At 57.1% G+C, this 18,381-nt stretch carries 18 protein-coding genes; 7 read left to right on the top strand and 11 right to left on the bottom strand.

The genetic code is table 11. From position 1 onward, the window contains the following. Position 1 precedes the first annotated feature (1 nt). The 6 genes from GHO32_RS12440 to gloB all read right to left on the bottom strand — a co-directional run bounded on the left by GHO32_RS12440 (position 2) and on the right by gloB (position 8,198). Positions 2–1,021, bottom strand: coding sequence for an ABC transporter permease (locus tag GHO32_RS12440; RefSeq protein ID WP_048373045.1), 1,020 nt, complete (start codon positions 1,019–1,021; stop codon positions 2–4). 1 nt (position 1,022) lies between these two features. Then, positions 1,023–2,096, bottom strand: coding sequence for a microcin C ABC transporter permease YejB (locus GHO32_RS12435; protein ID WP_153333573.1), 1,074 nt, complete (start codon positions 2,094–2,096; stop codon positions 1,023–1,025). Then, positions 2,097–3,938, bottom strand: coding sequence for an extracellular solute-binding protein (locus tag GHO32_RS12430; RefSeq protein ID WP_153333575.1), 1,842 nt, complete (start codon positions 3,936–3,938; stop codon positions 2,097–2,099). Beyond that, on the bottom strand, positions 3,935–5,764 hold the full coding sequence (locus tag GHO32_RS12425; RefSeq protein ID WP_153333577.1) for an extracellular solute-binding protein: 1,830 nt from the start codon (positions 5,762–5,764) through the stop codon (positions 3,935–3,937). Before GHO32_RS12425 ends, GHO32_RS12430 begins: the two co-directional genes overlap by 4 nt. A 155-nt stretch (positions 5,765–5,919) precedes the next feature. Further along, the gene (locus GHO32_RS12420) at positions 5,920–7,320 is read right to left on the bottom strand and encodes a LysM peptidoglycan-binding domain-containing protein (protein ID WP_048373055.1); all 1,401 of its coding nucleotides are present in this window, start codon (positions 7,318–7,320) and stop codon (positions 5,920–5,922) included. A gap of 98 nt (positions 7,321–7,418) precedes the next feature. Further along, positions 7,419–8,198, bottom strand: a complete 780-nt coding sequence (gene gloB / locus GHO32_RS12415; RefSeq protein WP_153333579.1) for a hydroxyacylglutathione hydrolase — start codon at positions 8,196–8,198, stop codon at positions 7,419–7,421. A 123-nt stretch (positions 8,199–8,321) separates the two neighbouring features. On the opposite strand from gloB, the gene GHO32_RS12410 reads away from it, so the two are divergent. The 4 genes from GHO32_RS12410 to GHO32_RS12395 all read left to right on the top strand — a co-directional run bounded on the left by GHO32_RS12410 (position 8,322) and on the right by GHO32_RS12395 (position 11,022). Beyond that, positions 8,322–9,080, top strand: coding sequence for a class I SAM-dependent methyltransferase (locus tag GHO32_RS12410; RefSeq protein ID WP_123750085.1), 759 nt, complete (start codon positions 8,322–8,324; stop codon positions 9,078–9,080). Between the two features lie 91 nt (positions 9,081–9,171). Then, the gene (rnhA, locus tag GHO32_RS12405) at positions 9,172–9,624 is read left to right on the top strand and encodes a ribonuclease HI (protein ID WP_123750086.1); all 453 of its coding nucleotides are present in this window, start codon (positions 9,172–9,174) and stop codon (positions 9,622–9,624) included. Next, complete coding sequence (dnaQ, locus tag GHO32_RS12400; RefSeq protein WP_153333581.1) at positions 9,617–10,369, top strand: DNA polymerase III subunit epsilon; 753 nt, start codon at positions 9,617–9,619, stop codon at positions 10,367–10,369. Before rnhA ends, dnaQ begins: the two co-directional genes overlap by 8 nt. An 80-nt stretch (positions 10,370–10,449) precedes the next feature. Continuing rightward, positions 10,450–11,022 carry a GNAT family N-acetyltransferase gene (locus GHO32_RS12395; RefSeq protein WP_153333583.1) on the top strand — a complete coding sequence of 191 codons (573 nt, stop codon included), beginning with the start codon at positions 10,450–10,452 and terminating at the stop codon, positions 11,020–11,022. A 48-nt stretch (positions 11,023–11,070) separates the two neighbouring features. On the opposite strand, the gene GHO32_RS12390 is transcribed toward GHO32_RS12395, so the two are convergent. Beyond that, positions 11,071–11,976, bottom strand: a complete 906-nt coding sequence (locus tag GHO32_RS12390) for a LysR family transcriptional regulator (RefSeq protein ID WP_153442846.1) — start codon at positions 11,974–11,976, stop codon at positions 11,071–11,073. Positions 11,977–12,071: 95 nt separating this feature from the next. Continuing rightward, positions 12,072–12,314, bottom strand: coding sequence for a hypothetical protein (locus GHO32_RS12385; protein WP_123750090.1), 243 nt, complete (start codon positions 12,312–12,314; stop codon positions 12,072–12,074). Positions 12,315–12,510: 196 nt separating this feature from the next. Here GHO32_RS12385 and GHO32_RS12380 point away from each other — a divergent pair, with 196 nt between their 5' ends. Beyond that, positions 12,511–13,071: an NADPH-dependent FMN reductase gene (locus GHO32_RS12380; RefSeq protein WP_153333588.1), complete on the top strand. Its 561-nt coding sequence runs from the start codon at positions 12,511–12,513 to the stop codon at positions 13,069–13,071. Positions 13,072–13,133: 62 nt separating this feature from the next. Here the strand turns inward: GHO32_RS12380 and phnX are convergent, their stop codons facing one another. Together phnX and GHO32_RS12370 are read right to left on the bottom strand one after the other, a co-directional pair. Further along, positions 13,134–13,961 (bottom strand): phosphonoacetaldehyde hydrolase, encoded by an 828-nt coding sequence (gene phnX, locus GHO32_RS12375; RefSeq protein ID WP_153333591.1) that lies wholly within the window; start codon positions 13,959–13,961, stop codon positions 13,134–13,136. 69 nt (positions 13,962–14,030) lie between these two features. Beyond that, positions 14,031–15,140, bottom strand: a complete 1,110-nt coding sequence (locus GHO32_RS12370; RefSeq protein ID WP_153333592.1) for a 2-aminoethylphosphonate--pyruvate transaminase — start codon at positions 15,138–15,140, stop codon at positions 14,031–14,033. Positions 15,141–15,255: 115 nt separating this feature from the next. On the opposite strand from GHO32_RS12370, the gene GHO32_RS12365 reads away from it, so the two are divergent. Beyond that, the gene (locus tag GHO32_RS12365; protein ID WP_153442844.1) at positions 15,256–16,113 is read left to right on the top strand and encodes a LysR substrate-binding domain-containing protein; all 858 of its coding nucleotides are present in this window, start codon (positions 15,256–15,258) and stop codon (positions 16,111–16,113) included. A 96-nt stretch (positions 16,114–16,209) separates the two neighbouring features. Then, positions 16,210–16,914, top strand: coding sequence for a YebC/PmpR family DNA-binding transcriptional regulator (locus GHO32_RS12360; protein WP_153333596.1), 705 nt, complete (start codon positions 16,210–16,212; stop codon positions 16,912–16,914). A gap of 129 nt (positions 16,915–17,043) precedes the next feature. On the opposite strand, the gene GHO32_RS12355 is transcribed toward GHO32_RS12360, so the two are convergent. Continuing rightward, positions 17,044–18,354, bottom strand: a complete 1,311-nt coding sequence (locus GHO32_RS12355; RefSeq protein ID WP_153333599.1) for a protein kinase — start codon at positions 18,352–18,354, stop codon at positions 17,044–17,046. Between the last annotated feature and the right edge of the window lie 27 nt (positions 18,355–18,381).

Genomic DNA, 18,381 nt, shown 5'->3' with positions numbered 1-18,381 from the left:
CTTATTTCCTCGGATCGAAGGCGTCGCGAGCGGACTCGCCGATAAACACCAGCAGGCTCAGCATGATGGCCAGCACCGCAAAGGCGCTGATGCCCAGCCACGGCGCTTGCAGATTGGATTTGCCCTGCGCGACCAGTTCGCCCAGCGACGGCGCGCCCGGCGGTAGGCCAAAGCCCAGGAAGTCCAGTGCGGTGAGCGTGCCAATGGCGCCGGTCAAAATAAACGGCATAAAGGTCATGGTCGAAACCATGGCGTTGGGCAGGATGTGCCGGTACATGATGGCCATGTCTTGCATGCCGAGTGCGCGAGCCGCTCGAACATATTCCAGGTTTCGACCGCGCAAAAATTCGGCGCGCACCACATCCACCAGGCTCATCCATGAGAACAGCAGCATGATCCCCAGCAGCCACCAGAAGTTGGGCTGAACAAAACTCGCCAGAATAATCAGCAAGTACAGCACCGGTAGCCCGGACCAGATCTCCAGGAAGCGCTGGCCTGCCAGATCGACCCAGCCGCCATAGAAGCCCTGAAGCGCACCTGCAATAACGCCGATGATCGAGCTCAAAATGGTCAACGTCAGGGCGAACAGCACTGAAATCCTAAAGCCATAGATCACCCGTGCCAGTACATCGCGCCCCTGGTCGTCGGTGCCCAGCCAGTTCTCCAGTGACGGCGGAGCGGGAGCGGGCACTTTCAGGTCGTAGTTAATGCTCTGATAGCTGTAAGGGATCGGTGGCCACACCACCAGCGCGTCTTTCTTGGCTAAAAGTTCGCGAATGTACGGGCTTTTGTAGTTGGCCTCGAGCGGGAACTCACCCCCGAAGTCGGTTTCCGGGTAGCGCTTGAGCGCAGGGAAATACCATTCGCCGTCGTAGTGGACCACCAGCGGTTTGTCGTTGGCGATCAGTTCAGCGCCCAGACTCAGCCCAAACAGCACGATAAACAGCCACAGAGACCACCAGCCACGCTTGTTGGCTTTGAAACGTTCGAAACGTCGTCGATTGAGAGGGGACAGTTTCATCTCAATGCTCCCGGCTTTCAAAGTCGATGCGCGGATCAACCAGGGTGTATGAGAGGTCGCCGATCAGTTTCACCACCAGCCCGACCAGCGTGAAGATAAACAGGGTGCCAAACACCACCGGGTAATCGCGATTGATCGCAGCTTCGAAGCTCATCAGCCCGAGGCCGTCCAGCGAGAAGATCACTTCAACCAGCAATGAACCGGTAAAGAAGATACCGATGAAGGCCGACGGAAAGCCGGCAATCACCAGCAGCATCGCGTTGCGAAACACGTGCCCGTAGAGCACGCGGTGATTGGTCAAGCCCTTGGCCTTGGCCGTGACCACGTATTGTTTGTTGATCTCATCCAGAAAGCTGTTTTTGGTCAGCAAGGTCATGGTGGCAAAGTTACCGATGACCAGCGCGGTGATGGGCAGCGCCAAGTGCCAGAAATAGTCGAGGATCTTGCCGCCCAAACTGAGCTCGTCGAAGTTGTTGGAGGTCAGCCCGCGCAGCGGGAACCAGTCCAGATAACTGCCCCCGGCGAACACCACGATCAGCAGGATGGCAAACAAAAAGGCCGGAATCGCGTAACCGACAATGATTGCCGAGCTGGTCCAGACGTCAAAGTGGCTGCCATGTCGCGTGGCCTTGGCGATGCCCAGCGGGATCGAGACCAGGTACATGATCAGCGTGCTCCACAACCCCAGCGAAATGGACACCGGCATTTTTTCTTTGATCAAGTCGATGACCTTGGCATCCCGGAAAAAACTCTCACCGAAATCCAGTTGGGCGTAGTTCTTGATCATGATCCACAGGCGTTCAGGCGCTGACTTGTCGAAACCGTACATCTTCTCGATTTCTTCAATCAGCGCCGGGTCCAGGCCTTGCGCGCCCCGGTAGCTGGAGCCTGCCACCGAGACTTCCGAACCGCCCCCGGCGATACGGCTGGTTGCTCCGTCGAAGCCTTCAAGCTTGGCGATCATCTGGTCAACCGGGCCGCCAGGGGCGGCCTGAATAATGACGAAGTTAATCAGCAGAATGCCGAACAGCGTCGGAATAATTAGCAGCAGTCGCCTGAATATATACGCCAGCATTTACGGCTCCAGGCTTTCGCTTGTGGGTTTGGTCGGGGTTACGGGCGCTGCATCAGGTTTTGCCCACCACGTCTCGGTGCCGATGTCGTACAGCGGGGTCACCGCCGGGTGGCCAATGTTGTGCGAGTACGCCACGCGCCAGGTTTTGATGTGCCAGTTGGGGATGACGTAGTAGCCCCATTGCAACACGCGGTCCAGCGCCCGGGCGTGGTTGATCAGGCTTTGCCGGGAGTCGGCATGGATCAGGTCTTCGGTCAGTTGATCGATGGCCGGGTCTTTAAGGCCAATAAAATTACGGCTGCCGGGTTTGTCGTAGCTCGACGATTCCCAGTATTCACGCTGCTCACTGCCCGGCGAGTTGGACTGCGGGAAGCTGCCGACAATCATGTCGAAGTCCCGTGAACGCAGGCGGTTAAGGTATTGCGAGGTGTCGACCCGACGAATTTGCAGGTCGATACCCAAGTCGCTGAGGTTGCGCTTGTAGGGCAGCAGAATGCGCTCGAACTCCGATTGGGCCAGCAGGAACTCAATGGTGACCGGCTTGCCCTGGGCATCGACCATCTTGTCATCGACGATACGCCAGCCAGCGTCTTGCAGCAGTTGATAGGCGCGGCGCTGTTGGTCGCGAATCATGCCGCTGGCGTCGGTGACGTTGGGTTTGAAGACCTCGGTGAAGACCTTGTCCGGTATCTGGCCGCGCAAGGGTTCTAAAATAGCCAGCTCTTCTGCGCTCGGAAGTTCCTTGGCGGCCATTTCCGAGTTCTCAAAATAACTGCCAGTGCGCGAATAGGCACCGCTGAACAGTTGCTTGTTGGCCCATTCGAAGTCAAACAGCAGGCTCAGTGCCTCGCGCACCCGTACATCCTGAAACATGGGTTTGCGCAGGTTGAAGATAAAGCCCTGCATGCCGGTCGGGTTATGGTTGCGAATTTCTTCTTTTTTCAAGCGGCCCTGGGTGAAGGCTGGCGCGTTGTAGGCACTCGCCCAGTTCTTGGCGCTGATCTCGAACCAGTAATCAAACTGTCCGGCCTTGAGGGCTTCGAATGCCACGCTGTTGTCGCGGAAGTAGTCCACGGTAATCGCATCGAAGTTGTACAGGCCCTTGTTGATCGGCAGGTCTTTGCCCCAGTAATCCTTGTTGCGCTCGTAGCGGATGGAGCGCCCGGGTTTGATATCGGTAATGGTGTAGGGGCCGCTGCCGACAGGGACTTCAAGGTTGCCTTTACCGAAGTCTCGGGTTTCCCACCAATGCTTGGGCAGGACGGGCAGTTGCCCCAGAATCAATGGCAGCTCGCGGTTCTTGTTGTGTTTGAAGGTGAACTTCACCTGCAGCGGGTTCTCGGCAATGGCCTGGTCGACATCGCTGTAATAGCCCTTGTACAGCGGCGAGCCGTTTTTCATCAGTGTGTCGAAGGTAAACACCACGTCTTCGGCGCGGATCGGGTGGCCGTCGTTGAACTTGGCTTCGGGACGCAAATAAAACCGTACCCAGCTGTTATCAGGCGCCTTTTCCATCTTTTGCGCGATCAAGCCATAGGAGGTAAACGGTTCGTCCAGCGTCTGTCGGGTGAGGGTGTCGAAGGTCATTTCAATCCCTTCGGCCGGCACGCCTTTGTTGATAAACGGGTTGAGGCTGTCAAAGCTGCCGGTGGTTGATTTGCGAAAGGTGCCGCCCTTGGGGGCATCCGGGTTCACGTAATCGACATGCTTGAAGTTAGCCGGGTATTTCGGCGGCTCATCGTAAAGCGTCAACGCATGTTGCGGAGCGGCCAATGCCGCACAGGTCGCACTGGCCAGCAGCAGGCCGGCCAGCGGTTTTAGCCAGGTACGCAAAGGCATCATCGGGTTTTCTCCGTAGGCTTGAGCCACCATGCGCTAAGGCCCAGTGTGTAAGGCGGCGTCGTCACAAAGGCGAACCGGTTGCGGTACGCCAGGCGGTGATAATTCAGATACCAGTTGGGAATCATGTAGTGCTGCCAGAGTAAAACGCGATCCAGCGCCCGGCCAGCAGCCAGTTGTTCTTCGCGGTTCTGTGCGGCCAGGAGTTTTTCCAGCAATTGATCGACGACCGGGCTGGCAACCCCTGCATAGTTCTTGCTGCCCTTGACGTTGGCCTGGCTGGAGTGGAAGTACTGCCACTGTTCAAGCCCGGGGCTCAAGGTCTGATCGAGGGTCATCAGGATCATGTCGAAATCGAATTGGTCCAGCCGCTGTTTGTATTGCGCGCGGTCGACAGTGCGCAACCGCGCTTCGATACCGATGCTGGCGAGGTTCTCGACATAAGGTTGCAAAATGCGTTCGAGGTTCGGATTGACCAGCAATATCTCGAACGTCAGCGGTTTGCCTTCACTATTGAGCAAGCGTTGCCCGGACAGTTTCCAGCCGCCTTGAGCCAACAAGTCCAGGGCGCGGCGCATGGTTTCGCGGGGGATGCCGCGGCCATCGGTTTTCGGCAGGCTGAAGGCCTGGCTGAACAGCTCGGGGGGCAGTTGGCTGCGCCAAGGAGAGAGCATCAGCCATTCATGGCCTTGGGGGATGCCGCTGGCCGAGAACTCGCTGTTGGGGTAGTAGCTTTCGGCCCGTTGATATGAGCCATTGAATAAGGCGCGGTTGGTCCATTCGAAGTCGAACATTTGCCCCAGCGCTTCGCGAACATTAGCTTGCGCGAAAGTGCTGCGGCGGCTGTTCATAAACAGGCCTTGTGTCTGGGTCGGGATCTGATGGGTGATTTCAGCCTTGATCACATCGCCACGGCGTACAGCCGGAAACCGGTAGGCATTGGCCCAGTTCTTGGCCTGGTGTTCGATATAAATGTCGAATTCGCCCGCCTTGAACGCTTCGAAGGCAACGTTGCTGTCACGGTAAAACTCCACTTCGACCCGGTCGAAATTGTATTTACCGCGATTGACCGGCAGTTTGGCGCCCCACCAGTTTTTGACATGTTCAAACACCAACTGCCGGCCTGGCGTCACCTTGGTGATGCGATAAGGCCCGCTGCCCAGCGGTGGCTCGAACGTTGTCGCTTTAAAGTCCCGTTTCGCCCAGTAATGCTGTGGCAAAACCGGCAATTCACCCAGCCGCAGAATCAATAACGGATTGCCCGCACGTTTAAACACAAAACGGATGCGCTTGGGCCCCAAGATGTCGACGCGCTGAACTTCTTGAAGGTTGGTCCGGTATTGAGGATGGCCTTCTTTTAGCAGCAAGTTGTAAGAAAACGCTACGTCGTAAGCAGTGATAGGTTTGCCGTCATGAAAACGCGCTTCGGGTCGCAGGTTAAACACCACCCAACTGCGGTCTTCGTTGTATTCGACTGATTGTGCAATCAAGCCATAACTGGACGTAGGTTCGTCACCGGAAGGGGCATATTGGCCAGTACCGGCCATTAATGTCTCGTTGAGTTCGTTGACCCCGTATTGCAAGAAGTTTGCAGTCGAAACCGGGCTGGTGCCCTTGAAGGAATAAGGGTTGAGCGTGTCAAACGTGCCAAATGCCATGACCCGTAACGTCCCGCCTTTAGGCGCGTCGGGATTTACCCAGTCGAAATGAGTAAACGTTGCCGGGTATTTGAGAGTACCGAACTGTGCATAACCGTGGCTTTCACTCAGGGTCGCACTCGCCGGAAAGCTCAAGGCCAGATTGATAAGAACTAACAGAAGGGGACGCATTAAGTCAGGTATTCGATCCGGGCATTGGGCTGAAGGTTTCCGTACAGTAACAGCTTGTATCTGTAGGAAAAAGGCCACGCCAGAAAGCACTGCGGGCAAGCAACTTCCTGCAATTTAGTAGGAGTATGCTTGCCCGCATGAACGTGCGAACCGAATCAGTGCGGCTTGTAGACCGTCAGGACTTGACCGGGCTTGAGGGCCTTGGCTGAATTTGGATTCCAGCGCTTAAGATGCTGCATTTCAACATTGAAACGCTTGGCAACAATGTATAGCGAGTCGCCTTTTTTAACGGTGTAAGTTGTGGCTTTTTTAGCAGCAGGCCTGCGGGTGTCCTGCATGACCAGCGTCTGGCCCGCTTTCAGGTTATGCCCGCTGAGTTTGTTCCAGCGCTGCAAGTCTTTGACATCAACTTTATTGGCTTTGGCGATCAGTGTCAGGTTGTCACCGCGTTTAACCCGGTATTGGCGGGTTGGTCGGGCCGGTGGGTTGCTGGCAACGGTGTCGAAAACGGCCTTTTTGGGGCGCAGGCTCACCAGCTCTTCAGGCTTGAGGTTCGACAGGCTGGCGGTCAACAACTGGGCTTTGGACGTTGGCACCAGCAGGTGTTGCGGGCCATCAGTGGTGGCGCGCTGCTTGTAGGCGGGGTTCAACTGAAACATTTCGTCTTCGTCGATCTCGGCCAGGGCTGCCACGCGGGACAGGTCCATGGACTGCTTGATCTCGACCATCTCGAAGTACGGTTCGTTGGCAATCGGGTTGAGGTTGATGCCATAGGCTTCGGGGGTCAGCACCACCTGCGACAGGGCCAGCAGCTTGGGCACATAGTCTTTGGTTTCCTGCGGCAAAGGCAGGTTCCAGTAGTCGGTCGGCAAGCCGAGTTTTTCGTTGCGTTCAATTGCCCGGCTGACCGTGCCTTCACCTGCGTTATAAGCGGCCAGTGCCAGCAGCCAGTCACCGTTGAACATGTCATGCAGGCGCGTCAGGTAGTTCATGGCTGCGAGGGTCGAGGCGGTAATGTCGCGACGGCCATCGTAGGCGCGGGTTTGGCGCAGATTGAAATAACGGCCCGTGGACGGGATGAACTGCCAAAGCCCCACCGCATTGGCGTGGGAATACGCCATCGGGTTGTAGGAGCTTTCGATTACCGGCAATAAAGCCAGTTCGAGTGGCATGTTGCGTTCTTCAAGGCGCTCGACGATGTAATGGATGTACAAACTGCCGCGTTCGCCGGCGCCTTCAAGAAAAGACGGGTTGCTGGCAAACCATAACCGCTGTTGTTCGATACGCGGGTTGACGCCCAGGCCTTCTTGTAGCTGGAAGCCTTGGCGCATGCGTTCCCAGACGTCTTTGGGGGCAACAGGCCCCGGCTTTTCCTTGAGCCAGAGCGGCTCTTGGGGAATGCGTTTGGTCAGTTTGAGAGTGGGCCGATCGACCGTTTGGGTCGAATGATCGAAGCTCTGGCATCCCGCCAAAGTGGCGGACACAACCACCGCGATCGCTTTAGCCAAGCGCGTCAATGCGTCTGAACTGATGGAGTTAGATTTAAATGACGACATTGGTTAAAGATAGTTTCGGGCAAAAATGTCGGGCGATTCTAGAAAGCAGGTGGGGCGCGGTCAACCATTCAGAATTTTAATGGCAACCGCGACGCTGATTAAAACTTGTCTTTCCAGCTACGCAAGCTGGCAAAGACCGCGCTGGGCGAGTCATTGTCACGCTTGTTCCATTCGTCAGCTTTTTCTTTAACAGATATTTCGTTAACCCGCAGAAACGGATTAGTGCGCAATTCAAGCGCAATACTTGATGGCAAACTGATCTTGCCTGCATCACGCCAGGCCGCAACTTGTGCAACTCGGTCGGCAATATCCGGGTTATTCGGCTCCACCGCTTGGGCAAAGCGCAAGTTGCTTTGTGTGTATTCGTGAGTGCAATACACCTCAGTGTGCGCTGGCAAGGCTGCCAACCGACTTAAAGAGTGATGCATTTGTTCTGGTGTGCCTTCAAATAACCGGCCACAACCGGCCGCGAACAACGTATCGCCGCTGAACAATAGTGGCTTTGAAATATCAGCGTGGTAATAAGCGATATGACCCAAGGTATGCCCAGGTACCAGAAATACTTTGAATTCAATTCCCAGTACGTTGATCACATCGTTATCGTTAAGTGGCACTTGTCGCGCGGGAATGTTTTCCAGCGCCGGGCCCCAGACTTTAGCGCCTGTGGTGGTGTGTAGTTGCTCAACGCCACCCACATGGTCATGGTGATGGTGGGTGACCAGAATATCGCTGAGAGCCCACTCGGGATGGTGCTTGAGCCAGTTCAGCACCGGGGCGGCGTCACCTGGATCGACCACGGCGCAGCGTTTTTGGGTCGTATCCTGTAACAACCATATGTAGTTGTCGCTGAAGGCGGGCAGGGCGTCGATCTGTAACATGGTGCAATTCCCAAGTGCGAGACAATGGCGCATCTTAGGGGCTGTTGGTGTTGCAATGCGAGCCGCGTTGCAGCGCCAGCCGAACGAAGAGGCGTAACCGGTGGATGGCGAGGTGGAGGAACAATGACCGATAAACCATTGGCTCAGGCGGACCCTGAGTGGCTGGCACTGATCAGTTCGGCCCGCGAATGGCTGTCTGGTCCCCTTGGCCAGTTGCTGCTGGAAGATGAGCAACGCGTGCTTGAGGACGAACTCGGACGCTATTTCGGCGGCTACCTGGTGCATTACGGTCCGGGTGCCGACACGCCGCCCAAGGCCCCGCAAGTGCAGCGCAATGTGCGGCTGGGCGCGCCTTTGCCAGGTGTCGAAATCATCTGTGAAGAGCAATCCTGGCCTTTATGCGAGCACGCGGCCGATGTGGTGGTGTTGCAGCACGGTCTGGATTTTTGTTTGTCGCCCCACGGTCTGCTGCGTGAAGCCGCCAGCAGTGTCCGTCCCGGCGGGCACTTGTTGATTGTGGGGATTAACCCCTGGAGCAGTTGGGGGCTGCGGCATGTTTTTGCCAAGGATGCCCTGCGCAAGGCGCGGTGCATTTCCCCGTCGCGGGTTGCCGACTGGCTGAATCTGCTGGGCTTTGCGCTGGAGAAACGCCGCTTCGGATGCTATCGTCCGCCGCTTGCTTCCAAGGCGTGGCAAGGCCGTTTGTCAGGTTGGGAGCGCAAGGCTGGTAGCTGGCAATTGGCCGGTGGTGGCTTCTATGTATTGGTCGCCCGCAAAATGGTGGTGGGTTTGCGACCCGTCAAGCCACTGCGTCGAGAGCCAAAAGGCAAACTGATCCCTCTGCAGATGGCCAAGGTCAATCGACCTGATATTGAACCCTAATTTAAAATGCCGGGTCGGGTTAACCCGGCCCCAGGTGCTGCCATCACGACTGGATGGGCAGGCCGAGGCAGTTCTTTCTGGATAGTTGGCAATGAGCGATTGCGTAGAAATGTTCACCGATGGTGCCTGCAAGGGTAACCCTGGCCCGGGTGGCTGGGGGGCTTTGCTGGTCTATCAAGGCGTTGAAAAAGAACTCTGGGGCGGCGAGCCCGACACCACCAACAATCGCATGGAGTTAATGGCGGCCATTCGTGGGCTTGAAGAGCTCAAGCGCCCCTGCGAAGTCTTGCTGGTCACCGACTCGCAGTACGTGATGAAAGGCATTACCGAGTGGATGGTCAACTGGAAGAAGCGCGGGTGGAAAACCGCTGCCAAAGAGCCGGTGAAAAATGCCGACCTGTGGAAACAACTGGACGAACAAGTCAATCGCCACACCGTGAAGTGGCAATGGGTACGCGGGCACATTGGCCATCATGGCAATGAACGTGCTGACCAGTTGGCCAATCGCGGGGTCGAGGAAATGAGAGGCAACAAACATGCGTAGTGTGGTACTCGATACTGAAACCACCGGTATGCCTGTCACCGATGGCCACCGGGTGATCGAGATCGGTTGCGTGGAGTTAATGGGCCGTCGTCTGACCGGCCGTCATTTTCACGTGTACCTGCAACCTGACCGTGAAAGTGACGAGGGTGCTATCGGCGTTCACGGTATTACCAATGAGTTTCTGGTCGGCAAACCGCGTTTTGGCGAAGTCGCCGACGAGTTTTTCGACTTCATCTCGGGTGCTCAGCTGATCATTCATAACGCCGCGTTTGACGTCGGCTTTCTGAATAACGAGTTTGCCTTGATCGGGCAGACCGACCGCGCTGACATCACCCGACACTGCACCATTCTTGATACCTTGATGATGGCACGTGGCCGTCACCCTGGGCAGCGCAATAGCCTGGATGCTTTGTGCAAACGCTATGGTGTAGACAACTCGGGCCGTGAGTTGCACGGCGCCTTGCTCGACTCCGAGATTCTGGCCGATGTTTACCTGGCCATGACCGGTGGTCAAACCAGCCTGTCGCTGGCGGGTAATGCGTCCGATGGCCATGAGTCGGGTGAGAGTTCTGGCAGCCAGGCCACGGAAATTCGCCGTTTGTCAGCGAGCCGTCCATCTGGCCGGATTATTCGTGCAAGTGAAAGTGACTTGGCCGAACATGCGGCGCGCCTTGAGGCGATTGCCAAGTCGGCGGGTGGTCCGTCGCTGTGGGCACAACTCATCGAAGCTCAAACCCGGCACTAGATCTATCATGGTTGTCACGCCGTCGCGGATTGCGATGGCGAGTTGCAGGGGTATTTCACCGCAAGAAAGAGGGATTTTTCATGCACCTGGTTTTAAACCCCAATGACCCCGTGGTTTCGGTTCGATTGGCGGATGAAGGGTTTGCGCCTTATGTATGGGGCAATGATTTTAGTTTTGAAGTAAACGCGTATGCCCGTGCTGACCGTCATAAAAAGGTCGAGCACTGGCCTCTGGATATGATCACGCCCTATCGCAAGTGTTACGGCATAGACCCGGATGAATTTGCCAGTTTCATCGGGGCGCCGGACAGCGCGATTTTCATGGCTTATCTGGATGATCAACCGGTGGGGCATGTGGTCGTCAGTACAAACTGGAATGGCTTTGCCCATGTCGATGAACTGGCCGTTGCTGCCTGCGCGCGCCGTCATGGCGTGGCTAAGTCATTGCTCGATGTGGTCAAGTTCTGGAGCCACAAGAAAAAACTGCAGGGCATCATGCTCGAAACCCAAAACAACAACATCGGTGCCTGCCGCTTGTACGAGCGTTGCGGGTATCAGGTGGGCGGTATTGATTACTTGCGCTATCGCGGCATCGATCCGCAAACCTGCGAAGTGGCGATTTTTTGGTATCTGCTGTTTGAAAGCCGGGTGTAGCGGCTACCGCAGGCTGCGATCTTTGGGTGTGAGAAACCAAAGTTCGTGTTAAAGGGTTACGGCGCCCTGGTCTGCCAGCAAGGCCTCGGCCCGTTCACGCACAATCTCGAGCAGGGCTTTAAGTGCAGCGCCGGCCTCTGAGCTTTTGCGCGTGAGGGCATACAGGTTCACGGGTACTGCGGGTGATAACGGGCACACGTCCAGCCCGCTGTTTTTGGCGCCAATAGCGGTAAACGGATCCACCAACGCCAGCCCTTCGCCCGCTTCAACCATGCTGCGCATCATCTGATAGCTTTGCACGTCAATGTGCACCACCGGCGCTGGTCGCAGTGTGTGCAGCTTGCTGTCGAGCATTCGGCTCAGCGGGTCGTGCTGACGCAGGCCAATCATGGCTTGGCCGGCCAGATCGTGCAGGGCGATGTACTTTTGCTTCGGGCCAAGCCAGCCGTGAGGTGCGAGCAATTGTACTTTCCCCTGGGCCAACTTCTGGCTATCAACCCCCGGCTGCTCGGCCGGTTGCAGAGCCAGGCCGACGTCGCATTCATCCATTAGCACACGGCGTACTATTTCAGAAAAGCACAGGCTGCTCAGGGTCGTGGGCGTGTCGGGGAAGCGTCGTCTCAACGTCGCAATGCTGTGGGGCAGCAAGGGCTGCGCCAAGGTCTCGCTACAGGCCACGCGCAAGGTCGGTTCCTGATGCTGGCGCAAGGCGTCGCCAAGCCGGCGAAGCGGATCCACGTACAACTGATTGACCAGCGGTTGCAGCAGGAGGGTTTCGCGAGTGGCTTGCAGGCGTCCGCGTACGCTGGCAAACAGCATGAAGCCGAGCTGTTGCTCGGCTTCATGCAGTGTCGCGCTCAGCGTGGATACAGGCAGTTGCAACCATTCAGCCGCATGGTCGAGGTTGCCGGTCTGCAAGATCGCCTGGATCACTTCGATGTGGCGTAAACGCATGCGTGAAGTCCATATTCAGCGGGTCAGGTGACGCGTTAGCCTGGTCTGACCCCAGTCTCATCCTGTGACTTCATCGTTATCCCGGTGGCTGAAGGTTACTCAGGCGATACAACGGCCTCAGGCTTTGTCGCCACGGCGGTGTCTGAATCACGCGTTAACAGCACTTTCGACTGGATCAGTTCGAACTCGTTGTCACTGATCTTGGTAACGCGATCTCCAATAGCCAGCTTGTAGGTGATCACAGGATGACCCTCTACCACTGTTTCAAACTCATGCACTGAATAGACACGGCCTTCCGCGTCTCTTGCATGAAATTGCCCAACTAAAACTGCAGCCATTTGTAGAGAACCTCTGGAGATAAACACCCAATTTGCGGCTCTGTAGACCGTTGATCAGTAGGGGAAGTTTAACGATTTGGAAAAAATAGTCCGGCTACTTTACAGACTTGCCCGCCGATAAGGTAAATCGAACTGCAAGAAAGCCGCCCGATCATCTATAACTAATCTTCCTACAGCCACAGACTCGGAGTTTTCTATGAGCAAGGTCTACAACGTAGCAGTGCTAGTCGGTAGTTTGAGGAAGGATTCGCTCAATCGAAAAGTGGCTCATGCACTGGCAGAGCTGGCGCCGGCCACTTTGAAGCTGAACATTATCGAGATCGGCGATCTGGCGCTGTACAACGAGGACATTGATACCGCCACGCCACCCGCGGCCTACAGCGCTTTTCGTGATCAAGTACGCGCCGCCGATGCTGTGCTGTTTGTCACCCCGGAATACAACCGCTCGGTTCCGGCTGTCCTGAAAAACGCCCTTGACGTGGGTTCCCGCCCTTACGGTCAAAGTGTCTGGGGTGCAAAGCCGGGCGCAATTATCAGCGTGTCGCCGGGTGCCATCGGTGGTTTTGGCGCCAACCATCATTTACGCCAGTCGCTGGTCTTTCTGAATGTTCCTTGCTTGCAACAGCCAGAAGCCTACCTGGGCGGTGCCGGTAGCGTCTTTGATGAGTCCGGCAAGCTGTCAGAAAAAACCCGACCATTTCTGCAAGCCTTTATCGATGCCTACAGCCAGTGGGTTGAGCAATTGAAAAAAGCCTGATCGCGGATCAAGGCCTGCACGGCAGACGACTGCGCCGGGTGCAGTCGTCTGTCGACCATCACTTAACTGCTTTGCGGCATTTCGCCGTTCGCCAGGCGTTTGTTGATATCGGCAATCACCTCGGGCAAATCGTTGAGGGTGTCGATCAAGTAGTGCGGACGCGAGCCTTCAAACAGGCTGTGAATACGTGTGCGTTCCGAGGCCAGTGTGGTTGTGTCCAGCGCACGGTATTGCTCGTACGTCAGGCCCAGCGCGTTGCCGGAACACACCAGCGCCACCGTCCACATGCCCGCACGGCGGCCTTCAAGAATACCCGGCACGGTGTCGTCGACTTTTACGCAAGCGCCCACATTATCGATACCCAGCGCGATCACGTTGGCCAGAGCCTGAGCAGGCCACGGGCGGCCATTAGGCACGTCGTCAGTGGCCACGACGTGATCGGCGATGTAACCACGTGTGGCCGCCAGTTCAACGACCTTGGCCATCACTTGCGCCGGATACCCTGAACATGAACCGATTTTGATCCCTTGCCTGCGCAACTGGGCGATGGTTTCCAGTGCGCCGGGGATCAGCGCCGAGTGCTCGGCTATTTTTTCGATTTGCAGCGGCATAAAGCGTTGGTAAATAGCCGTGACATCGTCATTGCTCGGTGTGCGGCCAAAAACCTTTTTGTAGCGCTCACTGATCTGAGGTTGATCGCACAGGGTGCGAATGTGGTCCCACTTGCCCATGCCCATCGGGCCGCGTGCTTCCTCGATCGACACCTGCACGTCGAACTCGGCAAAGGCTTCGACAAAAATCTGAGTCGGGGCGAAGGAGCCAAAGTCGACCACGGTGCCGGCCCAGTCGAGAATCGCTGCCTGAAGTTTGCTTGGATTGGTGTAGTTCATGTCTGTAAATCCTGTATGAGCAGCCTTGGCTGCACGAATTAAATGGGGTGGTGTGAGGTCGGAGTGGTCTTAAATATCCAGCACTTCCATTTCGCCCAGCGCCTGGGCGATGGCGGTGACCGCTGCGTGCATGTCGATGGAACTGACGTGCCCGATACAGCCGACGCGGAACGTTTCGACTTGGGTCAATTTGCCGGGGTACAGGATGAAACCCTTGGCCTTGACCCGTTCGTAGAACGTTTTGAAGTCATAGCGCGGGTCTTTGGGGGCATGGAACGTCACGATTATCGGTGCCTGAATCGCTGCGGGCAGAAAGCTGCGCAGCCCAAGCCTGGCCATGCCGTCGAGCAGTGTCTGGCAGTTGTTGGCGTAGCGTTTGTGCCGTGCTGGCAAGCCGCCTTCTTCGTTGTATTGCAACAAGGCTTCGTGTAACGCGGCGACGACGTGGGTGGGCGGGGTGAAGCGCCATTGTCCGGTCTTGGCCATGTAGGCGTGCTGGTCTTTCAGGTCCATTGCCAACGAATGAGCGTTGCCGGCAGCGTTGGCCAGTGCTTCTTTGCGGGCGAAGACAAAGCCCATGCCCGGTACGCCTTCCAGGCATTTGCCGGAGGCTGCGATCAACGCATCGAAGGCGATCTCCTGTGCGTCGATAGGCAGGGCCCCGAAGGAACTCATGGCGTCGATGATCAGACGTTTGCCGTGGCGGGCGATGACCGCCGCAATGTCTGACAGCGGGTTGAGGATCCCGGTGCTGGTTTCACAGTGAATCAAGGCGACGTGGCTGATACTCGGATCGGCCTTGAGCAGGCGCTCAACATCGGCGGCTGTTGTCGGTTGGTCTTCGGCGGCTTCAAAGGTGCTGAAGCGGCGGCCGAGGACTTCGCAAATTTTTGCCAAGCGCTTGCCGTATGCGCCATTGATCAGTACCAGAACATTACCGTCGCGGGGCACCAGAGTCCCAATCGCCGCTTCGACCGCGAAGGTGCCGCTACCCTGCAACGGTACGCAGTGGTGGGTGTCGCTGCCGTTGATGATCGCCAGCAATTGCTCGCACAAGCTGGCCGTCAACTGGTTGAAGCGGTCATCCCATGAACCCCAGTCGACCAGCATGGCCTGACGAGTGCGCAGCGAGGTCGTCAATGGGCCCGGGGTCAGCAGGATCGGCGCAGCAGGGGTCATTCTGGTTTCCTCACACACTTGGGATGGCAATTGATTACAGGGCATACGTTGCAGTTTGCGTTTCTATCAATCAAATTGTTTATTGTTATCTCAGCTATCGGCCAGACTTATACCTATGAATTTATTCCAGCTTCGTGCGTTTGATGCAGTGGCCCGTGAAGGCAGCTTTACAAGGGCTGCTGCGCGTCTGTTTATCAGCCAGCCAGCGGTCACCGGGCATATCAAGGCGCTGGAGGAGCACTACCAAATCACCTTGCTGCGACGCACGGCACGGCGAGTGGAGCTAACGGAGGAGGGCACCCGGCTGGCGGCCATTACCCGCGCCATGTTCGGCTTGGTCGATGAGGCGCAGGTGCTGCTGGAGGCTAATCGCCAGCTTCTGACCGGGCGACTGGAGGTGGCCGCCGACGGGCCGCACATGGTGATGCCGATGCTGGCGAGCCTGCGTGCGCGGTATCCGGGGATTACCGTCAACTTGCGCCTGGGCAATGCCCAGGAAACCTTGAACGCGCTGTTGTCAGAGCACGTTGATGTGGCAGTGCTCACCGAGGTCGAACCGCGCAAAGGGCTGACTTTGCGGGCCCTGCAAGAATCGCGGATTTGCGCCTTGGTGCCGGCCAGTCACCCGTGGCTGGGGCTGACCCAGGGTGTGGATATTGCGCAACTGGATCAGGTCATCATGGTGTTGCGAGAGCCGAGTTCGATTACCCGGCGCACCTTTGATCAGGCCTGCGACAGGGCGGGCGTCAATCCGCGGGTGTTGCTGGAACTGGACAGTCGTGAAGCCGTGACCGAGGCGGTGGCGGCGCAATTGGGAATAGGCATTGTGTCGTCGGCAGAAGTCAGCCATGACCCGCGGGTAGGGGCTGTTCTGATCAACGGTGCAGGGCTGATCAACCGCCATATGTTGGGCTGCATGGAGCGCCGCGCCGAGCTGCGGCTGATCAAAGCGTTTATGGAGCTTGCAGCGTAAATTGGATTTTTTGGTCGATTGACGACTTTCAGCCGTATAAACTTGCCTCCATTCGACGGCCAAGCCGCCGCGACACACCCGATTGAGAGATGAGTAATGGGCGCACAGTGGAAGGTTAAACACAAAGCGGAAGCCGCAAACAGCCGCGGCAAGATTTTCGGCAAGTTGGCCAAGGAGCTGACAGTAGCAGCCCGTAACGGTGCTGACCCGGACATGAATTCGCATTTGCGCCTGGTCTATGAGCAGGCCAAAAAAGCCTCGATGCCTGCCGACACCATCAAGCGCGCAATCAACAAAGGTGCCGGTATCGGTACTGAAGCGGTGCAATACTCCCGCGTGACCTACGAAGGTTTCGCCCCGCATCAAGTGCCGTTGATTGTTGAGTGCCTGACTGACAACGTTAACCGTACTGTTGCTGAAATTCGTGTGGCATTCCGTAAGGGCCAGTTGGGCGCATCGGGTTCGGTGGCATGGGACTTTAACCATGTGGGCCTGATCGAAGCCAAGCCGGACACAGCCGATGCTGATCCTGAGATGGCGGCTATCGAAGCTGACGCCCAGGATTTTGAAGAAGGCGAAGAAGAAGGCACCACCTTGTTCATCACTGAAACCACTGACCTGGATGCAGTCCAGAAGGCACTGCCTGAGCAGGGCTTTACGGTGTTGTCGGCCAAGTTGGGTTACCAGGCGAAAAACCCGGTGACCAGCCTGACTGAGGAGCAAATGGCTGAAGTCCAGGAATTCCTGGCCAAGCTTGAAGAACAGGACGACGTCCAGGACCTGTTCGTAGCCCTGGCGTAAATCGCAGGTTGCGCTTGGCTCGCGATCTTTTAAATCAAAAGATCGCGAGGCAAGCTCGCTCCTACATCAGGTCTGTTGTAGCCGCTGACGAGGCACGAGGCTGCGATGCGGGCCGCAGGACCTCCGTGTTCAAGCCAATGCCTGGCTAATGGCGGCGAAATCCGGGCGGGCCAATACGTCGGGTTGAGTGCACCGCTGCTGCAAATCCTTCCACTTGGCGTGTTGTTGATCACTCATGTCTGAGTCGATCCGCTCCAGCAATTCCCCCAGCAAAATCCCGAATGCACGAACTTCAATGCGTTGCAGGGCACGGCTTTGCGGGCTGTTGTCGAGGGCGTGGAAGCACGCCGCACCAAAGTCGCCGAGCAGGCAGTCACCTTCGTGGCTGTACAGAATATTGTGCGCGTATAAATCGCCATGACAGATGCCTTGCGCATGCAAGTGATCTGCAGCCGAGGCGATGCCGCGGGCAATACGCAAGGCGCTGTCGTAGGTGAAGCGGGTGCCAGGGGCATAGACGTCGCGACTGCAGGTGTCGAAACTGGGCAGGGCGGCCAGGTTCATGAACGACGGGGCGATCAGTTCCATGACCAGGCCAGCGGTTTGCTCGGGGTGCCCCGTCACGCGGCCCAGAACCTTGATCAGGTTGGGATGCTGGCCGGCGGCAATGCAGGCATTTATTTCATTGAGCGGCGAACCATCGCTGGTCATGCTGCCTTTGTACAGCTTGACCGCAACCGCGTGTGCCGGTTGGCCAGGAACATTCCATTGCGCCTGGTGAATAATCCCCGACGCGCCTTCGCCCAGTTTTTGCCCCAGCTCAAGGTGCGACCACTCGATGTCAGGAGTGTTGTCGGCTTCTCGCAGGGCGCTGGCGTCTTCACGCAACGGATTCCCGGCATAGGCCAGCCAGCTCAAGCCCGGCAAGGCCAGCACGGTCTCAGGCAGTTCGGTGAACTGGTTGGCTGCCAGACGGATCAGCTCCAGACGCTCGCACCGGGCCAGGCTGGCCGGTAACGTTTGCAGGCGGTTGCCGGCCAACATCAACTTTTGCAGCAAGGGTCGCCGGCCCAGTTCGTCGGGCAACTGCTGGATGCGGTTATCCGTGAGGATCAGCCAACGCAGCAACGGCGGCAGCGCAGCGCCAGGGACGTGCTCGATTTGGTTGGCCTTGAAACCGATCATGCTCAGTTTCGCGCATTGCCCAAGGCAGGCGGGCAGTTCGGTGAACTGGTTGTCCGAGCAAAACAGAATGCGCAGATGGCTCAGGCGGTGCAGGTCCTCGGGCAAGCGGCTGAGGGCGTTTCCGCTCAGGTTGAGGATCTCCAGGGTGTCAGCCAGCTGGAAAATTTCGGGTGGGAATTCAGTCAGCCCGCACGACAGATCCAGACGTTTAAGGCCGACCAATTGGCCGGCGCGCAGTTTAGCGAGGGTATCCATAAGCAGGCGGTGTGTACTCGTGCACGT

Origin of the sequence: Pseudomonas sp. FSL R10-2189 (assembly GCF_009600325.1) — a bacterium.
Classification (GTDB): Bacteria; Pseudomonadota; Gammaproteobacteria; order Pseudomonadales; family Pseudomonadaceae; genus Aquipseudomonas; species Aquipseudomonas helleri.
Note: the sequence above shows the minus strand (reverse complement) of the source record. Positions and strands in the feature narration are given on the sequence as shown.

Coding starts and splice junctions, on each gene's coding strand:
- gloB (WP_153333579.1), bottom strand. CDS start 8,198: ATGTTACAGATCGACGCCCTGCCCGCCTTCAGCGACAACTACATATGG.
- GHO32_RS12430 (WP_153333575.1), bottom strand. CDS start 3,938: ATGATGCCTTTGCGTACCTGGCTAAAACCGCTGGCCGGCCTGCTGCTG.
- GHO32_RS12360 (WP_153333596.1), top strand. CDS start 16,210: ATGGGCGCACAGTGGAAGGTTAAACACAAAGCGGAAGCCGCAAACAGC.
- GHO32_RS12420 (WP_048373055.1), bottom strand. CDS start 7,320: ATGTCGTCATTTAAATCTAACTCCATCAGTTCAGACGCATTGACGCGC.
- GHO32_RS12370 (WP_153333592.1), bottom strand. CDS start 15,140: ATGACCCCTGCTGCGCCGATCCTGCTGACCCCGGGCCCATTGACGACC.
- GHO32_RS12385 (WP_123750090.1), bottom strand. CDS start 12,314: ATGGCTGCAGTTTTAGTTGGGCAATTTCATGCAAGAGACGCGGAAGGC.
- phnX (WP_153333591.1), bottom strand. CDS start 13,961: ATGAACTACACCAATCCAAGCAAACTTCAGGCAGCGATTCTCGACTGG.
- dnaQ (WP_153333581.1), top strand. CDS start 9,617: ATGCGTAGTGTGGTACTCGATACTGAAACCACCGGTATGCCTGTCACC.
- GHO32_RS12390 (WP_153442846.1), bottom strand. CDS start 11,976: ATGCGTTTACGCCACATCGAAGTGATCCAGGCGATCTTGCAGACCGGC.
- GHO32_RS12355 (WP_153333599.1), bottom strand. CDS start 18,354: ATGGATACCCTCGCTAAACTGCGCGCCGGCCAATTGGTCGGCCTTAAA.
- GHO32_RS12410 (WP_123750085.1), top strand. CDS start 8,322: ATGACCGATAAACCATTGGCTCAGGCGGACCCTGAGTGGCTGGCACTG.
- GHO32_RS12395 (WP_153333583.1), top strand. CDS start 10,450: ATGCACCTGGTTTTAAACCCCAATGACCCCGTGGTTTCGGTTCGATTG.
- GHO32_RS12425 (WP_153333577.1), bottom strand. CDS start 5,764: ATGCGTCCCCTTCTGTTAGTTCTTATCAATCTGGCCTTGAGCTTTCCG.
- GHO32_RS12435 (WP_153333573.1), bottom strand. CDS start 2,096: ATGCTGGCGTATATATTCAGGCGACTGCTGCTAATTATTCCGACGCTG.
- GHO32_RS12440 (WP_048373045.1), bottom strand. CDS start 1,021: ATGAAACTGTCCCCTCTCAATCGACGACGTTTCGAACGTTTCAAAGCC.
- rnhA (WP_123750086.1), top strand. CDS start 9,172: ATGAGCGATTGCGTAGAAATGTTCACCGATGGTGCCTGCAAGGGTAAC.
- GHO32_RS12380 (WP_153333588.1), top strand. CDS start 12,511: ATGAGCAAGGTCTACAACGTAGCAGTGCTAGTCGGTAGTTTGAGGAAG.
- GHO32_RS12365 (WP_153442844.1), top strand. CDS start 15,256: ATGAATTTATTCCAGCTTCGTGCGTTTGATGCAGTGGCCCGTGAAGGC.